Raw genomic sequence first — 25,158 nt, 5'->3', positions numbered from 1 at the left:
TATAATTAGGAATCTGGAAAGAACGGCTTAGAAATGAGAGGGTAATTATGAGTCCACAAGATCAGTTGAATCGATTACGTCGCGAGATGGATGAGTTGAATCGTGAGATGCTCGACTTGCTCAGCCGCCGTGGCACACTCGCTGTTGAGATTGGAAAAGTAAAACGTCTGCAAGGTGTGGAGCGATACGATCCGGTACGTGAACGTGAGATGCTCGACTTCATCGCGGCAGAGAATCCGGGTCCGTTCGAGACGGCTCGCTTGCAACATCTGTTCAAAGAGATGTTTAAAGCTTCGGCCGAACTGCAAGGCGAAGACCGTGACAAGACGCTACTCGTTTCACGGAAACGCCAAGCCGAAGACACGATCGTCACGCTCGATGATGTCAAAATCGGCAATGGACGTCCGCAACTGATTGCGGGACCATGTGCGGTCGAATCGTTTGAGCAAGTGAACGCCGTCGCTGAGAAATTGGCGCTGTCCGGAGTGAAAATCTTGCGGGGCGGGGCGTACAAGCCACGTACTTCACCATACGACTTCCAAGGTCTCGGCTTCGAGGGATTGAAACTGCTGAAGCAAGCGGCAGATCGTCATGACTTACGGGTCATCTCTGAAATCATGACGCCTGGTGCGGTCGAATCGGCACTTCCATACGTGGACATCATCCAAGTCGGTGCGCGCAATATGCAAAACTTCGACTTGCTGAAAGAAGTCGGGAAGACGGATAAACCGGTGCTCTTGAAGCGTGGCTTATCGGCTACGATTGAAGAGTTCATCTATGCGGCCGAGTACATCATGGCGAGCGGCAACAGCCAAGTCATCTTGTGCGAACGCGGTATCCGGACATATGAACGGGCGACACGCAACACGCTCGACATCACCGCGGTCCCGATTTTGAAACAAGAGACGCATTTGCCGGTCATGGTCGACGTGACGCACTCGACAGGACGACGCGACTTGTTACTGCCAGCGGCCAAAGCGGCGCTTGCAGTCGGAGCGGACGGGGTCATGGTGGAAGTACACCCGAACCCGGCCATCGCCTTATCGGATGCCCAGCAACAACTCGATTTCGATCAGTTCGATCAATTCGTGGACGGGCTAACGGCCCAGTTCCCTCAACTTGATTTGGTGAAAAAGTAAGCTTTCCAATTGGAAACGTTTTATATAGCGTGAAGACAGGGTAAAATGATGACAGATACCTGTCTTCCTTTTTTGACACGTTTTTTGAAAATCGTTTGAAAATCATTGCTTGTAGGAGGAGTTTTAATGAATAGTAACAATGTAACCATCTATGATGTCGCACGAGAAGCCGGGGTGTCGATGGCAACCGTCTCACGCGTCGTCAACGGAAACCCGAACGTCAAACCGACGACCCGCAAGAAAGTCCAGGATGCGATTGACCGTCTCGGCTATCGTCCGAACGCTGTCGCACGTGGACTGGCCAGTAAGAAGACGACGACGGTCGGCGTCATCGTCCCAGATATCTCGAACATCTTCTTCGCAGACCTTGCCCGCGGAATCGAGGACGTCGCGACGATGTACAAGTACAACATCATCCTCGGGAACTCGGACTCGAACCGTGACAAAGAGATCCATTTGTTGAACACATTGCTCGGGAAACAAGTCGACGGCATCATTTTCATGGGCGGTCGTCTGCATGAAGACCTCGTCAACGAGTTTAAAAAGTCACCCGTCCCAATCGTCCTCGCGGCGACACTCAACCAAGGGTATGACCTCCCTGCGGTCAACATCGATTATGAGCAAGCGGCATACGACGCGACCGAAATGTTGATTGGCCACGGTCATAAACAAGTCGGCTTCATCACAGGTCCACTCGAGCAACAAATCAATGGCGAGAAGAAATTCTCTGGCTACCGCCGTGCCCTTGACGACGCCGGACTCCCGTTCCGTGAGAGTGACGTCGTCCTTGGGAATTACACGTACGCATCAGGCCTTGAGGCGATGCAGAAGATGCTCGAACGTGACGATTGCCCGAAAGCGATTTTCGCCGGTACGGATGAGATGGCACTCGGTGTCATTCACGCGATTCAAGACGCCGGTTTCTCGGTCCCGAACGATTTTGAAGTCGTCGGCCATGATAACACGCGTCTCGCTACGATGATTCGTCCGAAATTGACGACGGTCGTCCAACCGATGTATGACATCGGTGCCGTTGCCATGCGTCTCTTGACGAAAATCTTGAATGCGGAAGAAGTCGAAGAGAAGAACGTTGTCTTGCCGCACCGCATCGAACGTCGCGATTCGGTACGTCAAGACTGAATAAAAATCCCCTCGCCTGTCGGAGTCACTCCGCGGACGAGGGGATTTTTTAGACATATAGTGATTTGCGATCGTGCGAAATGAACGGCCAGAACGCCCGTTTCGTCACTTCCCAATTTTTCTCCTCAATTTGTTGGCGTCGGGGAATATGTTGGAACGTGTACGGATGGTCATCCCAGCGTGTCGGCAAGGCTAAATCCGCTTTGTCCTGCCACTGCTCGATCCATTCGGGCGGAATGTCGCCGCTGTACGGCGCCTCGCGCGTCAGTCCGGCCCACACTTGCGCCCAAGCCCGGGGTACGGTCCGATACCAATCATAGCCGCCGCCGCCGAGGGCGACGAGTCTTCCTTCCGTATACTCGTCGGCAAGTCGAGAGGCGATTTGAGGAATCTGTTCGAACGTCCGAATCGTCGAGGCAAGGTGCGTCAACGGATCAAAGGCATGGGCGTCGGCCCCGTTCTGCGTCACGATGATATCCGGCTTGAACCATTCGCACGCTTCCCGGAACACTGTCTCATAACAGCGCAAGAACGACTCGTCTTGGGTGAACGCATCGACCGGGACGTTCCAGCTATAGCCGTACCCATTCCCGTTGCCGCGCTCTGTGACGGCTCCTGTCCCCGGGAACAGGTAGCGGCCGGTCTCGTGGATGGATAACGTCATCACATCGTCATCGTCATAAAACAGCCATTGTACGCCGTCTCCGTGGTGGGCGTCAGTATCGACATAGAGGACCCGGCTGCCGTACGCTTTACGGACGTGGGCGATGGCAACCGCTGCGTCGTTATACACGCAAAATCCGGACGCTTTCCGCCTCATCCCGTGATGGAGGCCGCCCCCGACGTGAAAGGCGCGCTCCAGTTTACCGCTCGCGACCAAATCGAGTGCGTGAACGGTGCCCCCGACGAGCCGGGCCGCCCCTTCATGGATGGTTGGGAAAATCGGCGTGTCTTCAGTGCCGAGGCCGAACTTGTTCGCTTTCAATGTCGACAGCTCACCGGCCGCCGCCGCTTGAACCGCTTCGATATAATCAAGGTCATGGACGAGCGCGAGCGACTCGACCGAGGCGAGGGGCGGGGCGATGCACTCGGAGGCCTGAAGTTTACCTGAGGCGATGAGCAGAGACGTCGTCAGCTCCAGGCGGACCGGATTGAACGGATGATCCGCATGGAAGCGGTACGAGTTCTCGTTCTCCCCGAATATGTAGGCCGGTCTCATTGGGACATCTCCGGACCGAGCACGTCATAACCTTCGCGTTTCAACCGTTCGATGATGCGGAGCGGATTCATCGTCTGGACGCGGAACGAGATGATGCGTTTATATGGGTCGGGCGTCGGATGAACGAACACGTTGATAATGTTGACGTTCGTCTTGGCGAGGAGCCGGGTCACTTTCTCGAGCGTCCCCGTCGTGTTCTCGACCAAGAGCTCAATCTGAGAGCTCGGCTCGAGCGCGCCCGTCAATTGGACGAAGTAACGCAATAAGTCTGTCTCGGTCAAGACGCCGACGAGTTTGCCTTGTTCGACAATCGGCAGGCAGGTCAGGCGATACTCATAAAACAGAGCGGCCGCATCTTCGAAGAAGTCGTACGGATGTGCCGTCGTCACATCTTGACGCATGATGCTCGAAACGGGGTTTTTGAAGTCGGCGCTCTCGCTCTCCGGATGGAACACGCTCGTCGCTCCGCTCATCTCGAACTGGCCGACGATTCCGACGACTTGTCGGGCCGGGTTGGTGACGATGAGATGGCGCACTTTATGATCACGCATGAGCTTGGCCGCATGGGCGATCGTGTTGGTCGGTTGAATCGTCACGACATGACGGTTCATCATTTGTTCAATCAACATCCAGGTCCCTCCTTAGTCATACATGAACCGGCGCCGCAGCCGGAGCGAATCGAAATGGTCGATCGTTTCTTGCCGGACGTTCTTGCCAATCCGTGCCATGAGACAGTTGGCCGGATGCGAGGCAATCTCCGGGTCATCGGTCGGGAAGAAGACGAGTCCGCCGTGGTTCATCATCTTTTCCATCACTTTCCGATAGTCCCAGATAGAGAGCCCGCTCCCTTTCAAGTCCCAGTGCCAATAATATTCGGTCGTCAAAATCAAGAAGTCATCCATATGCGAGTCCATCATTGACACTTCGAGCAGTTGCTTGCCGATCCGTTGGCCACGGAAGCGCGGGCTCACTTCGATCGCGCCGAGCTCGAGGATATAGGGGTCGTTCCCTTCACTCCAACGTTCATATGGGTCCGGATATAAATACGTGACATAACCGATGACGAGGTCATCGACGCGGGCCACGATGATGCGGCCTTCTTTCAAGTCAGCGATTTCGACGAGCGCCTTGTGTTGGTCCTCAGGTTCACGAAATGCGGTCAATCCCTCATCGAGCCGATACGTGGCCAACACGTCGCTCTCGATCGGTCCATCGATGATTACGGCTCCGAGTGAGGTTTCCCACACCTTTGAATGATATTGTTTTTCCATGGAGTCACCACCTTTTCCACCTTCTATTATAGCGCTTTCATTTAGCTTGTTTCACACTCTTTTGGAGATTTTGGAAATTCATTGATTTGTCATAATATTAACACTATACTGAAAGTGGTTATACCATTCATTACAGGGGAGGCGAATCTTTAGCGATGGAAAAATTGAAAGCGTTATCAGGGGAACATCAATTGGCGTCGTATGAAGATGCTTGTCAGTCGTTCGAGTGGACACAAGCAGAAGCATTATTTTCTTGGAATTTGACGGGGAACGTCAACATGGCATACGAAGCAATCGACCGTCACGCAGAAGGTGAACTCGCCACGAAGCTGGCGTTGCTCTATTTCGATGGGGAACGAGAAGAGCGCTACACGTATGAGGACATGAAACGAGAAAGCAATCGGGCCGGAAACGTTCTGAAATCGGTTGGAGTGGAGAAAGGCGACCGCGTCTTCATCTTCATGCCACGGAGTCCAGAACTTTATTTTATTTTGCTCGGTACACTCAAGCTCGGGGCGATCGTCGGTCCGTTGTTTGAGGCGTTCATGGAGCAAGCCGTCCACGACCGTCTGCTCGACTCGGAAGCGAAAGTCATCGTCACGACCGAGGCGCTCCTACCGCGTATCCCGGTCGATCAACTCCCGCACTTGGAGACGATTTTAATCGTCGGTGACGAGGTAAAAGAGGCAGGGAAAATCATCGACTACCGCAAATTGGCGGGTGATGCCTCGACCGATCTCGACATCACGTGGGTCGACCGCGAAGACGGCATGATTTTGCATTATACGTCAGGGTCGACCGGGAAACCGAAAGGTGTCTTGCATGTCCATAACGCCATGGTGCAGCATTTGATGACCGGCAAATGGGTGCTCGACTTGCAACCGGACGACATTTACTGGTGCACAGCCGATCCAGGTTGGGTGACGGGTACGAGCTATGGGATTTTCGCACCGTTCTTGAACGGGGCGACGAACGTGATCGTCGGGGGACGATTCAATCCTGAGTTCTGGTATTCGGTCATCGAACGGTTCGGTGTCACGGTCTGGTACAGCGCGCCGACAGCGTTCCGGATGCTCATGGGTGCCGGAGAAGAGGCGTTTGAAAAATATGATTTGTCGTCACTCCGCCATATCCTCTCGGTCGGAGAACCGCTCAATCCGGAAGTCATTCGTTGGGGGAACGAATCGTTCGGATTACGGATTCATGACACGTGGTGGATGACAGAGACCGGCGCGATGATGATTTGTAACTATCCGACGATGGATATCAAACCGGGGTCGATGGGCAAAGCCATCCCGGGTTGTGAAGCGGCCATCTTAGACGACCGCGGTCAACCACTCCCGCCGCACCGGATGGGCAACTTGGCACTCAAGACGCCATGGCCGTCGATGATGCGGAAAATTTGGAAGAATGACGCCAAGTATGAGAGTTACTTCTGGGGAGACTGGTACGTCTCGGGTGACTCGGCGTATATGGACGAGGACGGTTACTTCTGGTTCCAAGGCCGCGTCGATGACGTCATCATGACGGCAGGGGAGCGGGTCGGTCCGTTCGAAGTCGAGAGTCGTCTCGTCGAGCACCCAGCTGTCGCCGAGGCAGGGGTCATCGGGAAACCGGACCCGGTCCGCGGGGAGATCATCAAGGCGTTCATCGCGCTCCGTAAAGGCTATGAGCCGTCGGACGAGTTGAAGGCGGAGATTCAAAAGTTCGTCAAAGAAGGACTCGCGGCTCACGCGGCTCCGCGTGAGATCGAGTTCAAAGACAAATTGCCGAAAACGCGAAGCGGGAAAATCATGCGTCGCGTCTTGAAAGCATGGGAGTTGAACCTCGAGACGGGTGACTTATCGACAATGGAAGATTGAACGACAAAAGGTCGACACGCGATGTGTCGACCTTTCTTGTCGGATTAGGCGCCGTCTGCAGCTTCGGCGTCTTCTTTCTTCTTGTCTTCCTCAGCCTTTTTCTCAGCTTCGGCTTTCTTCTTTGCTTCTTCTTCAGCTTTCTTCTTATCAGCTTCCGCTTTTTTCTTTGCGTCGGCTTCTGCTTTCGCTTTTGCGTCAGCCGCTGCCTTTTCCTTCGCAGCAGCGTCAGCTTCTTGTTTCTCTTCTTCAGCTTCCTGTTTCTGCTCTTCAGCCTCTTGTTTCTTCTCTTCGGCTTCTTGTTTCTTCTTCGCCTCTTCTTCGGCTTTCTTCTTCGCTTCCTCTTCCTTCTTCTTCTCTTCGACTTTTTTCTTCTCAGAGAATGAACCAGAGTCCTTGAAGTCAGCGGCAGAAACACTAGAAGGCTGGGTAAAGCGTGCACCCGCGTTGAAGATTTCAGGATTATCGGCGAATACGCGGTTGGCAGTCTGTGACCAGATACGTTGTGTCCGTTGATAATACTGACCGACTTCATAGCTGTTTTGCATCTCAGCTAATTGTGAGTCAAAACCAGACCACACGGCGAGCGTGACGTTCGGGTTCGAACCGACCAAGTACGAATCGCGTCGTTCGTTCGTCGTACCAGATTTACCCATCCAATCGCCAGGGACATTTAAGAGCGATTTGGCATACGTCGCTGTTCCTGACGTATAGACATCACGCAACATGTCGATGACGAGATAAGACGTACGGTCAGTATAGATGCGTGTCTTTTTCGCTTTTTTCTCGAAGATGGTCTCACCGTTATATTCGATGCGTTCGATGAAGTATGGCTCGACATGTTCGCCGTAGTTTGCGAGCATCGCGTAAGATGCGGCCAAGTTGACCGGGCTGACTTCTCCGACGCCTAGAGCCATCGATGATGCATTTCGGTTCGCTTCCGATACTTCGATGCCCATATCGACGAGTTTTTGCGTATCAGCAGTTTTCTGGTTCCGTTCTTCGTAAATCTTAACGGCAGGGACGTTGAGGGAACGCTTCAATGCCTCGCGGGCCGTCACCGGACCGTTATGCGTTCTGCTCTCATTTAAAACTTCTTTTTTAGGCTGTCCCGGACCGGTAAATTTGTAGAAATACTCTTCGTCTAAAATGACCGTCTCAGGTGTGATCATTCGAGCTTCAATCGCGTTGGCATACACCAAAATTGGCTTGGCCGTCGATCCGATTTGACGCTCCATGCGCATGGCGCGGTTTACTTCATCTGTCTTGCCGTTAATATAACGACCACCGACAAAACCAAGGATGCGCCCTGTTTTGTTTTCAATCATGATTGATGCCGTCTGTTCAGGCAATGTCCGATCTTCTTCTTTGATGTATTGATCTTTATCAAAGTTATTGGCATTTTTAGCCGGTTGTTGCATCGCCTCATGAACTTTTTTGTCAAGCGTCATATGAATCTTGAATCCACCCTGACGCAACATATTGTGTGCACGTTTGGCATATGTTGACCGGATGGTATTTTGTTCTTCCGTTTTTAAATCTGACAAGACGATGCCGTCTTGTTCAAGCAAGTAGTTCGTGACGATTTGTCGGGCTTGTAGTTCAGCTTCTTGCACAACATACGGATAGCGGTCACGCGGCTTCGATTGCGTCTTCATGAAGTCTTTTGTGATGTCGTAGTTGTATGCAGCGTCGTAGTCTTTTTTCGTGATCTTCCCGGCGACGTACATCCGGTTGAGTACCGTCTTCATCCGGTTGATGGCCGGTGCCACGTCCTCTTTAATGACACCGCCTTGGTAATACGGTGTATAAAGGAACGGGTTTTTCGGAATCCCGGCGAGGAAAGCGGCTTGTGGTAACGTCAACTTCTCAGCCGATGTGTTGAAGACACCGCGAGCGGCTGCTTCAATCCCTGAGATGTTGCGTCCCATCGAGTTTCGTCCGAATGAGACGACGTTCAAGTACGCGTTCAAGATCTCATCTTTGTTCATTGCTTTCTCGAGGCGAAGGGCGAGTAAAATCTCTTTCGCTTTTCGTTCGAACGACACTTCGTTCGTCAGCATTTGGTTCTTGATGAGCTGTTGTGTGAGCGTAGAGCCACCGGTCCGATCTTCCGAACCGGTCGCTTCTTGTAAGATGGCACGGAGCGTCGCTTTCGGGACGACACCATCGTGTTCGTAAAACTCGACGTCCTCTGTGGCGAGTAACGCGTCGACGACGAACGGAGAAACTTTGTCGACGGCGACGGGAATCCGTACTTCATCCGTCGTATAGTTTCCGATTCGTTCACCGCTTCCAAAATAAATGTCAGAAGTCGATGAGTACGTGTTGATTTGTGACGTCATCGTCTTATAAGCGGGTGCCGGCATATCCTTGACGAGTGAAGCGAAATAACCCGCTCCGATCCCGGCGCCTAAAAATCCAATGAGAACGACCGATATAATCGTTAGGAGCAGAACGTTCCAGGATACATCGTAAAATACATTGGCATAACGGCGGGCTTTCAAGGACTTTGGTTGGTTCCATGTGTCTCGAATCTTTTGCAGCATGACAGCCTCCTTAATATGGTGTAAAACTATTTTGGACAGTAATATATACGATTATAGCACAAGTCATTGCCGACCTTCCTCCCAATCAACTGTCGGCTGCAAGTTTCCATCTTCCAGTTGACAATTTGGAAATAGAACTTATAAAATGTAAAGCATAGTCCATAAACAAAGATGCTATGAAGAAAGCGAAGTAGTCGACTGACCGCTTGTCCAGAAAGCTAGTGGGTGCTGTGAACTAGCCAATGTCAATCGATGAATTACACTTTTGGAGCGTGCCGTTCGGCCGGGTCGAGACCGTTATCTCTCGCTACAAGTGGCCACAGCTGTGGCAATTAGGGTGGTACCGCGGAATCTCCGTCCCTTCTCATATGAGAAGGGACGTTTTTTTATGTCAATCGAAGGAGTGGAACAGATGGAATTATTGAAGGATTTAGAATTTCGAGGTCTCGTCAACCAAATGACGGACGAAGCAGGATTGAAAGAACAGTTGAACAAACCGACGACGCTTTACACCGGGTTCGACCCGACGGCGGACTCGCTTCATATCGGGCACTTGCTCCCGATTTTAACACTCAAACGTTTCCAAGAGGCGGGACACCACGTCATCGCCCTCGTCGGTGGCGCGACTGGGATGATCGGTGACCCATCAGGTCGTTCGGACGAGCGTTCGCTCAACACGCTCGACACGGTCAAACAGTTCTCGGATCGAATCAAAGACCAATTGAGCCGTTTCCTCCCGCTCGAAGGTGAGAATCCAATCTCTATCCGCAACAACCACGAATGGACGGAAGAGTTATCGATTATCGATTTCTTACGTGATATCGGGAAACACTTCCCGATCAGCTACATGCTCGCCAAAGACTCGGTCGACTCACGTTTGGAGAACGGAATCTCGTACACGGAATTCTCATACATGTTGTTGCAATCGTTCGACTTCTTGAAGTTGTACGAAAACGAGAACTGCCGCCTTCAAGTCGGGGGCAGCGACCAGTGGGGCAACATCACGGCTGGACTCGAACTCATCCGCCGCTTCGGTCACTCAGAGAAGGCGTTCGGGTTGACGGTGCCGCTCGTGACGAAGTCGGACGGTCAAAAATTCGGGAAGACGGCCGGTGGTGCAGTCTGGCTCGACGCCGATAAGACGACGCCGTACGAGTTTTACCAGTTCTGGATTAACGTCGACGACGCTGACGTCATCAAGTTCATCAAATACTTCACGTTCATGTCGCACGAAGACATCTTGGCGCTCGAAGCAGAAGTGGTCGCTGCACCGGAGAAGCGTGTCGCCCAACGTCGTCTCGCTGAAGAGATGACAAAACTCGTCCACGGAGAAGCGGGTCTTGATCAAGCGCAACGCATCACGACTGCCTTCTTTAGTGGCGACTTAAAAACGCTCAAACCAGAAGACATGGATGCCGCATTCAAGGGCATGCCACAGTTCGAGCTCGAAGGCGAGCGCAACCTTGTCGACCTTCTCGTCGAAGCGAAGATTGCACCATCGAAACGTCAAGCCCGTGAAGACGTTCAAAACGGGGCGATTTACTTGAACGGGGAGCGGGAGCAGTCGCTGGATAAGACGGTGACACGCGCCGATACGCTCGGTGAGTTCACCATCATCCGTCGCGGTAAGAAAAAATACTTCGTGATCCGTCACGTCTGATGCATGCGTCCATGTCCGCCAATGTTGCGAACATGGACGTTTTTTTCTGACTCAACATCGATTCGGTCTGCTACGATAGCAAGTATAGACGACAAGGAGGCTTTGTTATGGACATTGAAGAATTTTTTGGCGAGCAGTTCCATCAATGGCGGGAGCGATTCCGGTACTACGAGATGGCGATCACTGAACTCGAGAGCGATCTCGGCATCATCGACCTCGATTGGCAGACGCGGCTCGGCTATTCGCCGATTGAACACGTGAAGACGAGGATGAAGACGTTGCCGTCCATCATTCGGAAGATGAATCAAAAAGGGCTTCCCCTCGAAGTGGAAGCGCTGTGGGACAATATATCTGACGTCGCCGGAGTGCGAATCGTCACGAGTTTTCGTGATGACATCTACGCCATCCTCGATCATTTGAAAAAACGGGACGATTTAGAAATTGATGAGATTAAGGATTACATCCAACATCCGAAACCGAGCGGCTATCGGAGCTTGCATCTCATCGTCCGAACGAAAGTGTATTTGGCGGAACGCGTCATCTGGGTGCCAGCCGAGATTCAAATTCGCACGCTCGCCATGGATTTTTGGGCGGCGACGGAGCATAAACTTCATTATAAATACCAGCACGTCGTCCCGGAGGCGTCGAAACTCGAGTTGATTGAAGCGGCGAAGATGGCGGATGCGCTCGATACCCAGATGGGCCGGATTCGTGAACAGATTTTAAAGAAATAAAAAAATCCCCTTTCCTGCCGAGGCAGGGAAGGGGATAAAAGCATTAACGTGAGTAGTACTCAACGATGAGTTGCTCTTTGATTTGGTCGTTCAATTCAGCGCGCTCAGGAAGACGTACGAATGTACCTTCGAGCTTCTCAGCATCGAATGTGACGTAGTCTTTTGTAGCTGGTGCTACTTCGAGAGCTTCAGCGATCGCTTTGAAGTTTTTAGACTTCTCGCGAACTGAAATGACTTGACCTGGTTTTACACGGTAAGACGCGATGTCTACACGTGAACCGTCAACTTGGATGTGACCGTGGTTGACGAGTTGGCGCGCTCCGCGACGTGTGCGAGCGAGACCCATACGGTAAACGAGGTTGTCAAGGCGTGACTCGAGCAAGAACATGAAGTTCTCACCGTGGATACCTTGCATTTTCCCAGCATCGTTGAAGATGCGACGGAATTGCTTCTCGTTGATTCCGTACATGTGACGGAGTGCTTGCTTCGCTTGAAGCTGAAGACCGTATTCAGAGATTTTACGACGACCATTTCCGTGTTGACCTGGTGCGTAAGGACGTTTTGCTAATTCTTTACCCGTTTCGCTAAGCGAGATGCCTAAGCGACGCGAGAGTTTCCAAGCTGGACCTGTGTAACGAGCCATGTTTGGACTCCTCCTTGTTGTTCATGTATTTTGCACAAAAGAACAACGGTGTCAAAGACGGGTGACGCCCCTTTCTAGGTTCAAGCACCTTCACTTGATAGCGAAGCTACGAGATGCTCCTCCGACTCAGTCGAGGCCCGAAAGGTGGATACGTCTGTCAATGACTGCTATCGTCATTTCATGCACAAAAATCAGTATACGACGAAACGATTCGCTTGTCAATCAGATGAAGCGAAGTAATGTCTGGCAAAATTGCTCGAGCCCTTGGCGATCGACATCTGAGAAGCGGTCGAACTCGGGGCTGTCGATATCGAGGACACCGATCGTCTTGCCGTCGCGAACGAGCGGGACGACGATTTCTGAGTTAGAAGCCGCGTCACAAGCGATATGGCCCGGGAATTGATGGACGTCTGCGATGAGTTGCGTCTCTTGCGTCGAGGCCGCCGTGCCGCAAACTCCTTTACCGAACGCGATATGGACACAAGCCGGAAGGCCTTGGAACGGCCCGAGGATGAGGGCGTCTTCTCCCTCTGTTAAATAGAAGCCGACCCAGTTGATGCGGTCGAGGAACTGGTTGAGCAATGCGCTCGCGTTCGATAGGTTGGCGACACGGTTCGTCTCGCCTTCTAGAAGTGCTGCCAGCTGTTTATTGAGCATGTCGTACCCGGCGGCCAAATCGCCGGTGTAAGTCGTTGTTTGAAACATTTGATTCCCTCCTATGAATGAATGCATGATGAATTAGCATTATGGTACACGCATTTTTTCGGTTTGTCTTCTCAAAAGATTCGCGTGGAAAATAACATTCTCTCCCTAAACCGTTGGAAAACCTATGCAAATCATTGGTTCTATAATATGATTAGTATTATCTATACTCATAAAATACTTCATTTATTCATTTAGATACATAAGTCCACGAAAGCGGCTTGGAGGTTGTGACAGAGATGGATTACGGAATCTACGGAATTTTAATTGGAATCATTGTCATCGTATTAGGGGCCATGCTGGGAAGCATGCTCGTGCGAAGGAATTTTTACCAGAAAATTGATGATTTAGACATGCGCAAACAAAGTGTGCTCAGCGCCAGTGTGCCGGCTGAACTGCAGAAGTTCAAACAATGGCCGATGGAAGGCGAGACGAAAGAGAAGTTCGAACGGTGGCATCAGTCGTGGGACGAACTCGTCAGCGTACATACGGGACAAATCGATGAGGCGCTCTATCATGCCGAAGAAGATTTGGACAAATATCGCTTCCTTAAAGTGAAATCCGATTTGAACGCGACGGAACAGTTGATTGAAGAGCTCGAGTCGATGGTACACGCCATGCTCGATGAGATGGATGAGTTCAATCAACACCATTCGTCGCTTCTCGATATCGTCAAAAAAGACGAGAAAGAGTTGTATCAATTCCGGAAGACGCTCGTCGCCCAAAACAGTGCGTTTGGCCCGACATACGAGCTCGTCGAGTCTGAAATCGCGGCAGCGGAAGCGAAGCGGACCGAGATGATCACGTTGAAGCAGGAAGGACAAGTGTCGGAGGCGTATATCGCCGGCCAAGTCTTGTCTGAGAAAGTGACGAAGATTCGTGAACTCGTCGGCGTCATCCCGCAGTTCGTGCGCACGGTGCAAATCGATTTGAAACAACAGCTCAACCAGTTGCGTTCGGGTCATAAAGAGATGCAAATGGACGGCTACGCGCTTGAGCCGCTCGGTTTAATGGAAGAGATCGAGCAAGCGGAAGATCGCCGGGCCGCGCTCATGGACCGGATTGAACAACTCGACTTCGATCATTTCGAGATGGACATGCAACAGCTCAGCTCGGACATCGATCAGCTGTTCGAAGCGTTCCGGACCGAAGTCGATGCACGCCAATACGTGAAAAAAGAATTCGCGACCGTGAAAGAACGTGACCGCCAGACGAGTGAAGTCATGGCTCGTCTCCATCAAGAGATGACCCGCCTCGTCAGCAATTACGAGATTAATGCCCGTGTCGGCGAAGAGTTTGAACAGCTCGAAAGGGAGCGTGCGACGCTCACAGCGAACGTACTCGACATCGAACAGGCGCTCGTCGCCCAGATGATTCCGTTCAGCATGATTAAATCAAAAGTACAAGAAGCGAAACGTTCGCTCGATCAGTTCAGTGCGATGCATGAACGGTTCATCGAGAACACGAACTCCCTTCGCAAAGAAGAACTCGAAGTCCGCAACAAACTCGAGTCATGGAAGCGCGAACTGTCTGCCCATCGCCGTTTGCTCGCGAAGAGCGCCATGCCGGTCGTTCCGACTGATTTGACGAGCGATATGCGCCAGTTGCAAAAAGGCGTGCAATCGTTGGATGAACAGTTCGAGAAAGCACCGTTTAATATGACGTATATCGTCGGCCTCAGCCACGACGTCGAAGAGACGATGGACAACTTCCGGGACCGGGTCAAAGCGCTCTTGCGCCAAGTCACGTACGCCGAACAGCTTCTGCAGTATGCGAACCGCTATCGCCGTCGCGACAACGAGGTGCATATCGCCTTGACGCTCGCCGAGAACAAGTTTTTACATGGTGAGTATGGGACGGCCGTCGAGATTGGCGAGCGTGTCCTCGGACGTTTCGATGAAGGTGCGGCCCGTGAGATTCGCCAACGCGTCGAAAAAGGATTGGAACAGCAAGAGCTATTACGAAAATAATGATGCATGAAGATTGACGTAAACGGGAATTAACGTGTACGTCAATCTTTTTTGAATCGAGGAGGAATTTTGTGATGGGAACGCTATGGGTTAACGGAAAGATTTATACGATGAACAAAGAGCATGAACAAGCTCGTGCCATGTACGTGGAGCACGGCCGGATCTTGAAGATGGGGGAAGAAGGCCACCTTCGTCGTACATACGCCGGAAGAATCAAGCAAATTGTGAATCTTGAAGGGAAGAGCGTCTATCCGGCGTTCACCGACTCACACATCCACTTGATCGGGTACGGGGAAGCGCTCGACCGGATCGATGCGACCGAGACGACGGACTTGCAAGCTCTGCTCGAATCGATGAAGCAAAAGGGTGGAAACGACGATTGGATCGTCGCGGAAGGGTTCAATGACCGTCTGCTTGGCGAGATGCCGACGCGTGAGATGATTGATGCCGTTATTCCGGACCGCCCCGTCGTCTTGAAACGGGTCTGTCGCCACGTTGCCGTCGTCAACTCGAAAGGGTTGGAACGGCTCGGCTTGATTCATCATACCGTCATCGAAGGCGGGAAGCTCGGACGCGATGCGGACGGCAAGTTGAACGGGGTGCTGTACGATGCGGCGCTCGACCTGCTCCACAAAGAGCTGGGCGGGAATCGCGAGAAAAATGTCGCCTCGCTCCACCGGGCCATCGACTCTCTGTTCGCCCACGGCATCGTCAATGCCCATACGGAAGACTTGTTCTATCACGGTGACCCGCTCGAGACGATTCAAGCGTATGAAGACGTGTTGGCGGACCTCCCGTTCCACGCGCATCTGCTCGTCCATGAACAAGTCGTCGATACGTTGATTCGTCACGATGCGCTCGCCAAGCGCCCGCGTTTTGATTTCGGGGCGATGAAATTGTTCGTCGACGGATCGTTCGGGGGACGGACGGCACTCTTGTCGGAACCGTACACGGATGATCCGGCACAGCGGGGAATCGAGGTCCATCGTCCGGATCATCTCGAGGCGCTTGTCAAAAAGGCGCGGTCCTACGGGATGAACGTGGCGGCCCACGTGATTGGGGACGCCGCCGCCGAACAGTTCATCACGCTGCTTGAGAAATATCCGGCCAAGCGCGGGACGAGAGACCGAATCATTCACGCCTCACTCTTGAACGACGCGCTCTTGAAACGGATTCAAGCGTTGCCGGTGTTGATTGATGCCCAACCGATTTTCTTGTCGGACGACATGAACTTGTTGTTCGACCGGCTCGGCAACGACCGCGTCGATGACGCCTACCGCTTCAAATCGATGCTCGATACGGGAGCGCTCGTCCTTGGAGGCAGTGACGCCCCGATTTCTACCGTCGATGTACGGAAAGGTTTGTATGCGGCGGTCACCCGTCAGTCATTTGAGGAGTCAGGGGCGCTCAACCCGCCGGAACGCCTATCGATGTATGAGGCGCTCCGTAGCTTCACGTATGCACCACGTGTCGCCACAGGCACACACGGACGCGACGGCTTGTTGATTCAGAGCTATAACGCGACGTTCACAGTGTGGGAAGAGGACTTCTTCGACTTGCGTGGACGCGACATCCTCGACAACCGACTCGTCATGACGGTCGTCGACGGGGCTCCGGTATACGAGGCCGACGTCGTCAACACGTAATAACAAAAGGCTAGCCATCCACGAGGACGGCTAGCCTTTTGTCGTTTAGAAGAATGAGCGTTGGACTTTGTGCCAGAACGAGTTGTTTTTCAGTTTGACCGTCTTGATGACCTGGTCAGACAGTTCGATATCGATGCGGTCTGTATACTTCAAGCTGAGCGCCTCGTTGTCCATGCCGATAATCGGATAGTCGTTCCCGTCCTCAACGATGCGGAGCGAGAGTTTGCGTGAGTCGTGCACGATGAACGACGAGCCGAGCGTGCGGTAACGATTATTGTTCACTGAGGCGATCTCGCTCACTTGCATACATGGGATGAGCGGGTCGACGATGGCGCCGTCGAGTGATTTGTTGTACGCTGTCGAGCCGGTCGGTGTCGAGACGACCATGCCGTCACCGCGGAACGTCTCGAAATGGAGGTCGTCGATGTACACTTCGATGGCGAGCGATTTGATGATACTCGACTTGATTGAGGCTTCGTTCAAACAAAGCATCGGAGTCGATTCATTGATGGATGCCGACAAGAGCGGGTATTTCCGCACTTCGAGACCGGCTTCGATACGGGCGCTGTTGTCCGAGAACAAGCGATCGACTTCGTCGAGTTTATGTATATCGAAGTCGCAATAAAACTCGTTCAAGCCGCGGCCAAACCCGACGTAGATAGCATCTTGACGGAATCCTGTATAGCGGACGGCCTGCAAGAACGCGCCATCTCCCCCGATGGCGACGATGATGTTGGCGTCTTCAGGACGATTGACGACGTTGAAGCCGTATTTCTCACCGATTTCGATTAATTTCTTTACTTCTTTTGTAAAGTCGTTGACGTTACGATGGTACAAAAAAACGTTGTTTCTCATCCTAGTCATCCCCTTTGTCAATTGAGTCTCTTTCATTATACAGCGTTTTAGACGCTCGATATAGGGAAAATCACAATCAGGCCGTCTGAGGCAGGATGCTTGTCATCGAGACGGCGCCATCGCTATGATGAAGAAGTATAAATCATGCAAAAGGGGATGAAACGATGCCAACATTTAAAGGCAATACCGTTACACTGCAAGGGAACCCGGTCAAAGTCGGAGATACTGCACCGGACTTTACAGCGCTCACGACGGCACTTGAAGAGGTGACGCTCGCGTCATACCCAGGCAAGAAATTGATTAGTGTCGTTCCATCGATCGACACAGGTGTCTGTGACACGCAAACACGCGCATTCAACGAGAAGGCGTCATCGCTCGGCGGTACCGTCTTGACGGTGTCAAACGACTTACCGTTCGCACAGCGTCGCTGGTGTGCGGCGTCAGGACTTGATAATGTCGTCATGTTATCGGATCACCGCGACCAATCGTTCGCGAAATCGTACGGCGTATTGATGGAAGAACTCCGTCTTCTCGCACGTTCGGTATTCGTCATCGACTCGGCCGGTACGGTCCAGTACGTCCAGTACATGGATGAGATGACTGAGGAAGTTGATTTCGATGCGGCGCTCGAGGCGTTTGACGCTGCGAACTGATTCGCTTGGCGAAACGACCACGAATCGCTTACACTAATAGAAGTGAACCGACCGGCTCTCCACAAGAGGGCCGGTTTTGTATGGAAAGGATGATCGAAGATGGAACGATTTGAACAACTGTATCGGGATTGGAAGAAAGAAGCGAAGAAGCTGACGACAGACCTTGACTTATTGCCGCTCGAGGCATTGATTGAAGTGTTTGAGCGAGTCAATGTCGAACAGGAGAAAACGGATGATGTCCGCAAAGCCGTCAGTCTGCTCGTCCTCGAGGAGACGACGACACTCCCGCCGAACCATCAACCGACGCCGGACGCCGTCAGCCTGTTCATCGGGTACTTGGCGACGAAACTCGTCAAGGACGGGGCGAACGTGCTCGAGCTCGGTAGCGGGACGGGGACACTCGTCCACGCCGTGTTGACACAATTGAAAGATGCCACCGCACAGGCGGTCGAAGTCGATGAGACGATGCTGCGTCTGTCTTACGCAATCAGCAACCTGCTCGGGAAGCCGGTATCGTACTTCCATCAAGACGCACTCGCACCGCTGTTCGTCGAGCCGAGCGACTTGGCACTCGTCGATTTGCCGATCGGCTATTATCCGAACGATGACATGGCGTCTGGCTACGCCTTGAAACGGGATGAAGGCCATTCTTACTCGCACTTCTTGTTGATCGAGCAGGCGATGCGTCACTTGAAACCAGGCGGTCACGGGATTTTTGTCATCCCGAACAATTTGTTTGAACAGGATGACGAAGGGAAATTAAAACAGTGGATGGACCGTGAGGCTGTCGTCAAAGGTGTTCTTCAATTACCGACGACGATGTTCAAAGACGAGCGATATGCGAAAAGCCTATTGATGTTACAAAAGCTTGGGGAAGGCGTCAAACGCCCGAAACAAGCACTCCTCGTCGAGTTGCCATCGTTCACGGATGTGCGTGCTGTTGCCAATATTGTGAAACAGATTGACGATTGGTTTAAAACAACATAATTTTTATTGGGCAAAAGACTTGAAAAACGTATGCCATATCAAGTATCTTCATTATGATACAGTTATCGGTTTTTAAGAGAACAGATAAAGACTCGTGTTTAAATCGAAAGGTAAGAGGTGTATGACATGACAAAAATTATGGCAGTCAACGCAGGTAGTTCGTCATTAAAGTTCCAACTTCTCGAAATGCCATCTGAGAAGATGCTCGCCGTCGGGCTCGTCGAGCGTGTCGGAAAAGAAGATGCGATCTTCACGATTAAATATGGCGAAGGACAAAAGTTCCATATCGTCACACCGCTTCATTCACATAAAGAAGCGGTCGAGCTCTCGCTCGAAAAATTGATTGACCTTGATATCATTCAGTCGTTCGACGAAATCGCAGGCGTCGGTCACCGTGTCCTTCACGGAAAAGAGTTGTACGCGGATTCGGTCGTTATCGACGATGAAGTCATGAAGAACATCGAATCGTTCGTCGAACTCGGACCGCTCCACATCCCGCCAAACTTGACGGGGATTCGTGCGTTCCAAACGATTTTACCGAACGTACCGCAAGTCGCGGTCTTCGACACGGCGTTCCACCAGTCGATGCCGGAAGAGAACTTCTTGTACAGCCTTCCGTACGAGTACTACACGGAGCACGGCGTCCGGAAGTACGGTTTCCACGGAACGAGCCACAAGTACGTCACGCAACGTGCGGCAGAGCTTCTCGGTCGTCCGCTTGAAGACCTTCGTTTAATCTCATGCCACCTCGGTAGCGGTGCATCAATCGCAGCGGTTGCCGGCGGTCGTTCGATCGACACGACGATGGGCTTCACGCCACTCGAAGGAATCACGATGGGAACGCGCTCGGGATCACTTGACCCGGCCCTCATCCCGTTCTTGATGCAGAAGACTGGCAAGTCGGCTGAAGACGTATTGAACGTCATGAACAAAGAGTCAGGTGTCTACGGTCTCTCGGGTATCTCGAGTGACTTGCGTGACATCGAGCAAGCAGCGGCTGAAGGCAACCACCGTGCCGAAGTCTCGCTCAAAATCTTCTCGAACCGCATCCACGGCTATATCGGTCAATATGCGGCAGAGATGAACGGTGTCGATGCAATCATCTTCACAGCTGGTGTCGGAGAAAACTCTGACGTCATCCGTGAGCGCATCCTTCGTGGCCTTGAGTTCATGGGCGTCTACTGGGATCCATCACTCAACAACGGAGCACGCGGCAAAGAGTTGTTCATCAACTACCCGCACTCACCGGTCAAAGTCATCATCATCCCGACGAACGAAGAATTGGTCATCGCACGCGATACTGTTCGCATCGCCAACCTCGTCGAATCACACGTTTAAGCTGTTACAACGTCCGTTCCGTATTCATACGGGACGGGCTTTTTTTAGTGCTTTTGGCATACGGCATGAGATGGTTTTGTGACGATGGGCCGAATCGAAAGTGCTCGTTTGTAACATTTGACGTAAGAAAACATGGTTTCCGTAACAAAGCAGATATATTAATCCCTTTAATTGGGAATTAATATGACGAAACCTAAAGATTTTTATCAAAGCCGTCATCTTCCCTTAAAAGATGGCGGTTTTGTAATGTAATCGTAACTTAGCTGACACTCAAATGAATTTTAGTTGTAAACGCACGGTCATACGATTCGTCATATAGTTATCTGGACGAAACATTCCGTAATCGATACGACATGTTTCAACTGGAACAGCACCACAGATTCGACAACACGAACTTACAACGAACAAACCGACTAGGAGAGGACAAACCACATGCTCAAAAAAATTGGAACGGTCTTACTACTGACGGTCATGACACTCGCTATGCTCTTACCCCAACAACAAGTTGAGGCGTCTTCAAAAGTTTACGTACAAAGCCAAGTCAACGGATTGAACGTCCGCTCGGCAGGGACGCTCAGCGGTAAAGTGATTGGGAAAATCAATAAAGGACAACAACTTCAACGCACTGGCTCAAAAGGAGCTTGGATTCGCGTCAACTACAAAGGCAAGTCAGGTTGGATCGCTACAAAGTACTTACGCACCGTGAAGAAAACGGTCGCGAAGGCTAGTGTGAAAACATATACGATGAACGCATCGGCTTACACACCGTACTGCAAAGGATGTTCAGGCGTTACGGCATTAGGCTGGAACGTACGGGCACAAAAACGTAACGTCGTCGCTGTCGACCCGCGCGTCATTCCGCTCGGTAAGAAAGTACAAGTGTACGTCGGCGGGAAGTTGATGGGCACATACACAGCGGCTGACACAGGCGGCGCCATCAAAGGTAACAAAATCGACATCTTGATGTACTCACAAAGTGCGGCCCTCAACTTCGGTCGTAAGACGGTTACTGTCAAAGTGTTATAATACGTGAACGAGGGGCCATCGCATTTGCGGTGGCCCTTTTTTAACTAAATTAGGCGAGAATTCTCCCTCCTCTAAGCGTCTCGGGGCACGGCCCAGCGTAGGTAGGAGATGAATCGCCCGTCCCCGACGCCCTTGGCCACCGCTGTGACAGGACGACGAACAAAAGTTCGTGATTCCGTCAGATTTCCTCGCCCCCTCCGCGGGTATCGGAATGGGACAAGCATCATCCTGGTACCGGGCAAAGGAGGGACGGACATGCTGAAGGGCTACCGATATCGGCTCCACCCGACGGCGACGCAGGCCGAGTTCCTGATCAAGACGATCGGCTGCGCCCGCTTCATCTACAACAAGCTGCTCGAGGACCGCATCACCATCCACGAGGAGGCGAAGGCGGCAGGCGGACCGAGGCGGAAACCGCCGACACCGGCCTCTTACAAGCCGCTGTTCCCGTTCCTGTGCGAGGCGGACAGCCTCGCGCTCGCGAACGCGAAGCTGCACCTCGACGCGGCGTTCGCGAAGTTCTTCGCCGGGACGGCCGGCTTCCCGGTGTTCAAGTCGAGACGGAAATCGCGCGCGTCCTACACGACGAACAACCAGCACGGCACGATCCGCATCGAGACGGGAAAAGTCCGTCTGCCGAAGGTCGGGTTCATCCGGTTCACACAGCATCGCGGCTTCGACGGGGAGATCCGCTCGGCGACCGTGTCGATGACGAGGACGGGCACGTTCTTCGTGTCGCTCCTCGTCGAGCAGGATGACGAGCCGTGGGGCCCGGCCGAGCACAACATAGGGATCGACCTCGGGCTGGAACACTTCGCCACCATGACGAACGACGATTTCGTCACGGAGAAGATCGCGAACCCGCGCAACCTGCGACAGGCCGAAGATCGGCTCAAACAAGCGCAGCGCGCCCTCGCCCGCAAGAAGCCCGGCAGCCGGAACCGCGAGAAGGCCCGGCTCCTTTTGGCTAAAAAGCATGAAAAGGTACGGAACCGCCGGCACGACTTCCTCCACAAGCTGTCGCGACGCATCGTCGACGAGAACCAAGTCGTCGTGGTCGAGACGCTGAAGCCGAGGGAGATGATGCAAAACCGCCGCCTGGCGAAATCAATCGGGGACGCCGGGTGGGGCGAGTTCGTCCGACAACTCGAATATAAATGTAAATTCTACGGCCGGACGCTGATCAAGGCCGACCCGTGGTTCGCCTCGACCCAAGTCTGTTCGAGCTGTGGCGAGAACGGCGGCAAGAAAGACTTACAAATTCGGGAGTGGACGTGTGCCGCGTGCGGCGCGCACCACGACCGCGAAGTCAACGCGAGCCTCAACCTGTTGCGCCTCGCCAACTGAAACACCTCAGGGCAGGGACTGCCCGACGAGCTTGGCCCATAATCGTGGCTGGTCAAAGCACGGTCTTCCCAAGAAGCTCCCACTTCAATTCGCGAAGCAAATAAGTGGTGAGTAGTTCACACGGTTATACGGATATGACTTCACTCACTTATTAAGAGAGCGGGTGTTTCAGCCGATGGGACTCTCGCGGACGGAATGGGCGACCGATGCGGCACCGAGTTTCGTCAAAGTCATTGACGATCCTGACGAGGAAGCGTCGTATAAGTTGTATCCTTTTGATGATGGAATGGGGTCGAACCTACATACGACTGCGCGAGAATTCGCGGAATGGGGCAATCTTCATCTGAATAACGGACGTCATCGTGGAGTTCAGATTGTGCCGAAAGAAATGATTCGTCTCGCGACATCGATTCAAAGTCCCGCATATCCCAACTCAACGTTCCCGACAAACGGGCTGTTTTGGTATGTCCAAGGCGAGCCGAAAGCGTGGAGCGAACTAGGGGAGGCTGTACCAGCTGGGTCGTATCAAATTCTTGGGAACACCGGGCCATTGCTATTGGTTATTCCTGCTTATCGAACCGTCGTCGTCAGGATGTATAACCAACTCTATAATTATGGTGGCGATCGATACCTCGATTACCTTCGCGAGTTCAGTAATTTGGCGGCTGAGACGGTTCGACCGATTGATAACCTGATGCCATAAGCGACTACACACGAAAGAGGCTGGGACATAACTAGCCAGTTCTAAAGTATTTCAATCAAAAAGAGGGGTCCGGTCACCGATTTTCGGTGACCGGACCCTTTCTTTGTACTTCGGGCGACAACGGTGGCGATGAACTTCCGCAGGTTCACCGCCATGAGCGCGAAGCCGAGCTCGCGTCTCACGCGCTGTTTTCCCCTGACGGAGAAGCGGGTGAAACCCAAATTGGCCTTCAGATATCCAAAAACTGGTTCCACGTCCGTCTTGCGTCTGGCGTAGAGGGCACCCGTTTTCTCATCCGAAAGCAGCGTTCTCGTCATATGCTTTTGTTCTTCCCAGGCCACGTTCACACCGACCTGGCGGTGGCTCCCTTCCTCGGCCTTTGTGCACAGGTCGCGGAACGGACACCCGCCGCAGTCCTCGCTCAGATACATGCGGGACTCGCGGACGAACCCGTCCCTGTCGGTCTTACGGGATTCGTGGCTGAACGGGAGCCGTCTCCCGTCCGGGCAGGTGAACGTATCGGATTCCCTGTCGTACGCCCAGTTCGAGATGTTGAAAGGGTTCTCGCGCCACTTCTTCTTCTGTTCCTTCCGGTACATCGTGTACGGGATCAAGGGAATGCGCCCCCGGCGCTCGAGGATGTCCGTGTAGTTCGGCTGGCTCCCATATCCCGCATCGGCGACGATGTAGGCGGGTAACTCGAGGAACGTTTCGACCTCGTCGAGGAACGGGGCCAACGTCCTCATATCGGTCGGGTTCGGAAAGACGTCATACGCCAGCGTGTACTGGCCCGAGGTCGCGATCTGGACATTGTAGCCGGGCTTCAATTGTCCGTTCTTCATGTGATCATCCTTCATCCGCATGAACGTCGCATCCCTGTCGGTCTTCGAGTAACTGTTCCGCGTGCCGAAGGCGGCCATGTGTTCCTCGTATCGGCGTTTCCGGGCAGCGAAGTCGGAGGCCTGCTTGCGGAGGCGGCGGGGTTCCTTGCGTCTCGCGCGCAGTCGTTTGCGTTCCTTGACGTCGGTCGTCGACGCGATTTCCTCATCGATCGCGTCGACCTTTTCCCCGAGTCGCGCCGCGACCTCCTCGAGTTCTTCGACCGAGAGCGCCTCCGGGCTCTCGCGCTCGATCTCTGGGATGACCTGCTCGGACATCAGCTCCTCGTACAGCCGGTTCGACTTCTCGACGAGTGCGGCGCTGTATTTCTCGACGGCCTTCCTCCAGACGAAGGTGTATCGGTTCGCGTTCGCCTCGAGCTTCGTGCCATCGATGAAGATCGCCTCCTGGTCGATCTCACCCGCCTCGACGAGGTGGCAACGGAACGTGACGAAGGCGGACTTCAGGATCGGGGCGACGTCCGGATGGACTCGGAACCGATTGATCGTCCGATAGCTCGGCTCGTGTCCCTGGGCGAGCCACATCATGCGCAGGCTGTCCTTGAGAAGGCCCTCGATCTTCCGGCCCGAGAACACGGACTGCGTGTACGCGCAGAGGACGATCTTCATCATCATCCGCGGGTGATAGGCCGGGCAGCCCGTCGTTCGCCAGAACGTCTCGAACGCCTCGTCCGGGATCTGTTCGACGAGGTCGTGGACGGCGAAGGCGATGTCGTTCTCCGGGAGCCGAACTTCTAAATCTAGGGGCAAAACCAACTGGTTCATGGTATACTCTTTGTACATAGGGGCACCTCCAAAGTTATGGTTTGGTCACTTTA

The 25,158-nt window shown here is 52.9% G+C and carries 20 protein-coding genes, 1 pseudogene and 1 other annotated feature; of the genes and pseudogenes, 13 read left to right on the top strand and 8 right to left on the bottom strand.

The genetic code is table 11. From position 1 onward, the window contains the following. Window positions 1-47: 47 nt before the first annotated feature. Entirely contained in the window at window positions 48-1,139 is a 1,092-nt protein-coding gene (locus KNP67_RS09860; RefSeq protein WP_021065589.1) for a bifunctional 3-deoxy-7-phosphoheptulonate synthase/chorismate mutase, read from the top strand. Window positions 1,140-1,265: 126 nt separating this feature from the next. After that, window positions 1,266-2,279, top strand: coding sequence for a catabolite control protein A (gene ccpA, locus KNP67_RS09855; RefSeq protein ID WP_021065590.1), 1,014 nt, complete (start codon window positions 1,266-1,268; stop codon window positions 2,277-2,279). A 49-nt stretch (window positions 2,280-2,328) separates the two neighbouring features. Here ccpA and KNP67_RS09850 read toward each other — a convergent pair whose 3' ends face one another. From KNP67_RS09850 to KNP67_RS09840, 3 genes are read right to left on the bottom strand one after another with little or no spacing between them, the layout of a single operon-like run. Continuing rightward, window positions 2,329-3,498, bottom strand: coding sequence for an acetoin utilization protein AcuC (locus KNP67_RS09850; protein WP_021065591.1), 1,170 nt, complete (start codon window positions 3,496-3,498; stop codon window positions 2,329-2,331). Then, entirely contained in the window at window positions 3,495-4,127 is a 633-nt protein-coding gene (locus KNP67_RS09845) for an acetoin utilization AcuB family protein (RefSeq protein WP_021065592.1), read from the bottom strand. The genes KNP67_RS09850 and KNP67_RS09845 overlap by 4 nt, the downstream gene beginning before the upstream one ends. A 12-nt stretch (window positions 4,128-4,139) precedes the next feature. After that, window positions 4,140-4,769, bottom strand: a complete 630-nt coding sequence (locus tag KNP67_RS09840; protein ID WP_058764004.1) for a GNAT family N-acetyltransferase — start codon at window positions 4,767-4,769, stop codon at window positions 4,140-4,142. A gap of 155 nt (window positions 4,770-4,924) precedes the next feature. Between KNP67_RS09840 and acsA the strand changes: the two genes are divergently transcribed. Continuing rightward, window positions 4,925-6,631 carry an acetate--CoA ligase gene (acsA, locus tag KNP67_RS09835; RefSeq protein ID WP_021065594.1) on the top strand — a complete coding sequence of 569 codons (1,707 nt, stop codon included), beginning with the start codon at window positions 4,925-4,927 and terminating at the stop codon, window positions 6,629-6,631. Window positions 6,632-6,675: 44 nt separating this feature from the next. On the opposite strand, the gene KNP67_RS09830 is transcribed toward acsA, so the two are convergent. After that, complete coding sequence (locus tag KNP67_RS09830; RefSeq protein WP_029595166.1) at window positions 6,676-9,177, bottom strand: transglycosylase domain-containing protein; 2,502 nt, start codon at window positions 9,175-9,177, stop codon at window positions 6,676-6,678. Window positions 9,178-9,344: 167 nt separating this feature from the next. Beyond that, window positions 9,345-9,542 (top strand) — a binding site (T-box leader). Window positions 9,543-9,589: 47 nt separating this feature from the next. Between KNP67_RS09830 and tyrS the strand changes: the two genes are divergently transcribed. Then, window positions 9,590-10,837, top strand: a complete 1,248-nt coding sequence (gene tyrS, locus KNP67_RS09825) for a tyrosine--tRNA ligase (RefSeq protein WP_214756542.1) — start codon at window positions 9,590-9,592, stop codon at window positions 10,835-10,837. 107 nt (window positions 10,838-10,944) lie between these two features. Continuing rightward, window positions 10,945-11,571, top strand: coding sequence for a GTP pyrophosphokinase (locus tag KNP67_RS09820; protein WP_021065597.1), 627 nt, complete (start codon window positions 10,945-10,947; stop codon window positions 11,569-11,571). Between the two features lie 43 nt (window positions 11,572-11,614). Here KNP67_RS09820 and rpsD read toward each other — a convergent pair whose 3' ends face one another. Both rpsD and KNP67_RS09810 read right to left on the bottom strand, forming a co-directional pair. Further along, a complete protein-coding gene (rpsD, locus tag KNP67_RS09815; protein WP_029595169.1) occupies window positions 11,615-12,214 on the bottom strand; it encodes a 30S ribosomal protein S4 in 600 nt (199 codons plus the stop codon). A 222-nt stretch (window positions 12,215-12,436) separates the two neighbouring features. Beyond that, entirely contained in the window at window positions 12,437-12,919 is a 483-nt protein-coding gene (locus tag KNP67_RS09810) for a GAF domain-containing protein (RefSeq protein ID WP_021065599.1), read from the bottom strand. A 236-nt stretch (window positions 12,920-13,155) separates the two neighbouring features. On the opposite strand from KNP67_RS09810, the gene ezrA reads away from it, so the two are divergent. Further along, the gene (gene ezrA, locus KNP67_RS09805) at window positions 13,156-14,886 is read left to right on the top strand and encodes a septation ring formation regulator EzrA (protein WP_029595170.1); all 1,731 of its coding nucleotides are present in this window, start codon (window positions 13,156-13,158) and stop codon (window positions 14,884-14,886) included. 74 nt (window positions 14,887-14,960) lie between these two features. Next, window positions 14,961-16,532, top strand: a complete 1,572-nt coding sequence (locus KNP67_RS09800; RefSeq protein WP_021065601.1) for an amidohydrolase — start codon at window positions 14,961-14,963, stop codon at window positions 16,530-16,532. 45 nt (window positions 16,533-16,577) lie between these two features. Here the strand turns inward: KNP67_RS09800 and KNP67_RS09795 are convergent, their stop codons facing one another. Beyond that, complete coding sequence (locus KNP67_RS09795; protein ID WP_031199840.1) at window positions 16,578-17,396, bottom strand: NAD kinase; 819 nt, start codon at window positions 17,394-17,396, stop codon at window positions 16,578-16,580. A gap of 155 nt (window positions 17,397-17,551) precedes the next feature. Here KNP67_RS09795 and tpx point away from each other — a divergent pair, with 155 nt between their 5' ends. The 6 genes and pseudogenes from tpx to KNP67_RS09765 form a co-directional block, all read left to right on the top strand. After that, window positions 17,552-18,040 carry a thiol peroxidase gene (gene tpx, locus KNP67_RS09790; RefSeq protein WP_021065603.1) on the top strand — a complete coding sequence of 163 codons (489 nt, stop codon included), beginning with the start codon at window positions 17,552-17,554 and terminating at the stop codon, window positions 18,038-18,040. 99 nt (window positions 18,041-18,139) lie between these two features. Then, window positions 18,140-19,027 carry a class I SAM-dependent methyltransferase gene (locus KNP67_RS09785; protein WP_058764001.1) on the top strand — a complete coding sequence of 296 codons (888 nt, stop codon included), beginning with the start codon at window positions 18,140-18,142 and terminating at the stop codon, window positions 19,025-19,027. 126 nt (window positions 19,028-19,153) lie between these two features. After that, window positions 19,154-20,365: an acetate kinase gene (locus tag KNP67_RS09780; RefSeq protein ID WP_021065605.1), complete on the top strand. Its 1,212-nt coding sequence runs from the start codon at window positions 19,154-19,156 to the stop codon at window positions 20,363-20,365. A 432-nt stretch (window positions 20,366-20,797) separates the two neighbouring features. After that, window positions 20,798-21,391, top strand: coding sequence for a 3D domain-containing protein (locus KNP67_RS09775; RefSeq protein ID WP_021065606.1), 594 nt, complete (start codon window positions 20,798-20,800; stop codon window positions 21,389-21,391). Between the two features lie 255 nt (window positions 21,392-21,646). Further along, window positions 21,647-22,738 (top strand): RNA-guided endonuclease TnpB family protein, encoded by a 1,092-nt coding sequence (locus KNP67_RS09770; protein ID WP_214756541.1) that lies wholly within the window; start codon window positions 21,647-21,649, stop codon window positions 22,736-22,738. A gap of 136 nt (window positions 22,739-22,874) precedes the next feature. Further along, window positions 22,875-23,441, top strand: a pseudogene (locus KNP67_RS09765) (serine hydrolase); the annotation flags it as partial. Between the two features lie 41 nt (window positions 23,442-23,482). Here the strand turns inward: KNP67_RS09765 and KNP67_RS09760 are convergent. Further along, a complete protein-coding gene (locus KNP67_RS09760; protein WP_251130843.1) occupies window positions 23,483-25,123 on the bottom strand; it encodes an IS1182 family transposase in 1,641 nt (546 codons plus the stop codon). Window positions 25,124-25,158 lie beyond the last annotated feature (35 nt).

The organism is Exiguobacterium sp. s157 (genome assembly GCF_018618205.1).
GTDB classification, from domain to species: Bacteria; Bacillota; Bacilli; order Exiguobacteriales; family Exiguobacteriaceae; genus Exiguobacterium; species Exiguobacterium chiriqhucha.
This window is presented reverse-complemented; position numbering and strand designations above follow the sequence as displayed.

Bases quoted from the DNA above. Each gene is read 5' to 3' on its own strand.
- KNP67_RS09785 (WP_058764001.1), top strand. From the start codon at position 18,140: ATGGAACGATTTGAACAACTGTATCGGGATTGGAAGAAAGAAGCGAAG.
- KNP67_RS09775 (WP_021065606.1), top strand. From the start codon at position 20,798: ATGCTCAAAAAAATTGGAACGGTCTTACTACTGACGGTCATGACACTC.
- KNP67_RS09850 (WP_021065591.1), bottom strand. From the start codon at position 3,498: ATGAGACCGGCCTACATATTCGGGGAGAACGAGAACTCGTACCGCTTC.
- KNP67_RS09795 (WP_031199840.1), bottom strand. From the start codon at position 17,396: ATGACTAGGATGAGAAACAACGTTTTTTTGTACCATCGTAACGTCAAC.
- ezrA (WP_029595170.1), top strand. From the start codon at position 13,156: ATGGATTACGGAATCTACGGAATTTTAATTGGAATCATTGTCATCGTA.
- ccpA (WP_021065590.1), top strand. From the start codon at position 1,266: ATGAATAGTAACAATGTAACCATCTATGATGTCGCACGAGAAGCCGGG.
- KNP67_RS09830 (WP_029595166.1), bottom strand. From the start codon at position 9,177: ATGCTGCAAAAGATTCGAGACACATGGAACCAACCAAAGTCCTTGAAA.
- KNP67_RS09845 (WP_021065592.1), bottom strand. From the start codon at position 4,127: ATGTTGATTGAACAAATGATGAACCGTCATGTCGTGACGATTCAACCG.
- tpx (WP_021065603.1), top strand. From the start codon at position 17,552: ATGCCAACATTTAAAGGCAATACCGTTACACTGCAAGGGAACCCGGTC.
- acsA (WP_021065594.1), top strand. From the start codon at position 4,925: ATGGAAAAATTGAAAGCGTTATCAGGGGAACATCAATTGGCGTCGTAT.
- KNP67_RS09800 (WP_021065601.1), top strand. From the start codon at position 14,961: ATGGGAACGCTATGGGTTAACGGAAAGATTTATACGATGAACAAAGAG.
- KNP67_RS09810 (WP_021065599.1), bottom strand. From the start codon at position 12,919: ATGTTTCAAACAACGACTTACACCGGCGATTTGGCCGCCGGGTACGAC.
- tyrS (WP_214756542.1), top strand. From the start codon at position 9,590: ATGGAATTATTGAAGGATTTAGAATTTCGAGGTCTCGTCAACCAAATG.
- KNP67_RS09860 (WP_021065589.1), top strand. From the start codon at position 48: ATGAGTCCACAAGATCAGTTGAATCGATTACGTCGCGAGATGGATGAG.
- KNP67_RS09780 (WP_021065605.1), top strand. From the start codon at position 19,154: ATGACAAAAATTATGGCAGTCAACGCAGGTAGTTCGTCATTAAAGTTC.
- rpsD (WP_029595169.1), bottom strand. From the start codon at position 12,214: ATGGCTCGTTACACAGGTCCAGCTTGGAAACTCTCGCGTCGCTTAGGC.
- KNP67_RS09770 (WP_214756541.1), top strand. From the start codon at position 21,647: ATGCTGAAGGGCTACCGATATCGGCTCCACCCGACGGCGACGCAGGCC.
- KNP67_RS09760 (WP_251130843.1), bottom strand. From the start codon at position 25,123: ATGTACAAAGAGTATACCATGAACCAGTTGGTTTTGCCCCTAGATTTA.
- KNP67_RS09820 (WP_021065597.1), top strand. From the start codon at position 10,945: ATGGACATTGAAGAATTTTTTGGCGAGCAGTTCCATCAATGGCGGGAG.
- KNP67_RS09840 (WP_058764004.1), bottom strand. From the start codon at position 4,769: ATGGAAAAACAATATCATTCAAAGGTGTGGGAAACCTCACTCGGAGCC.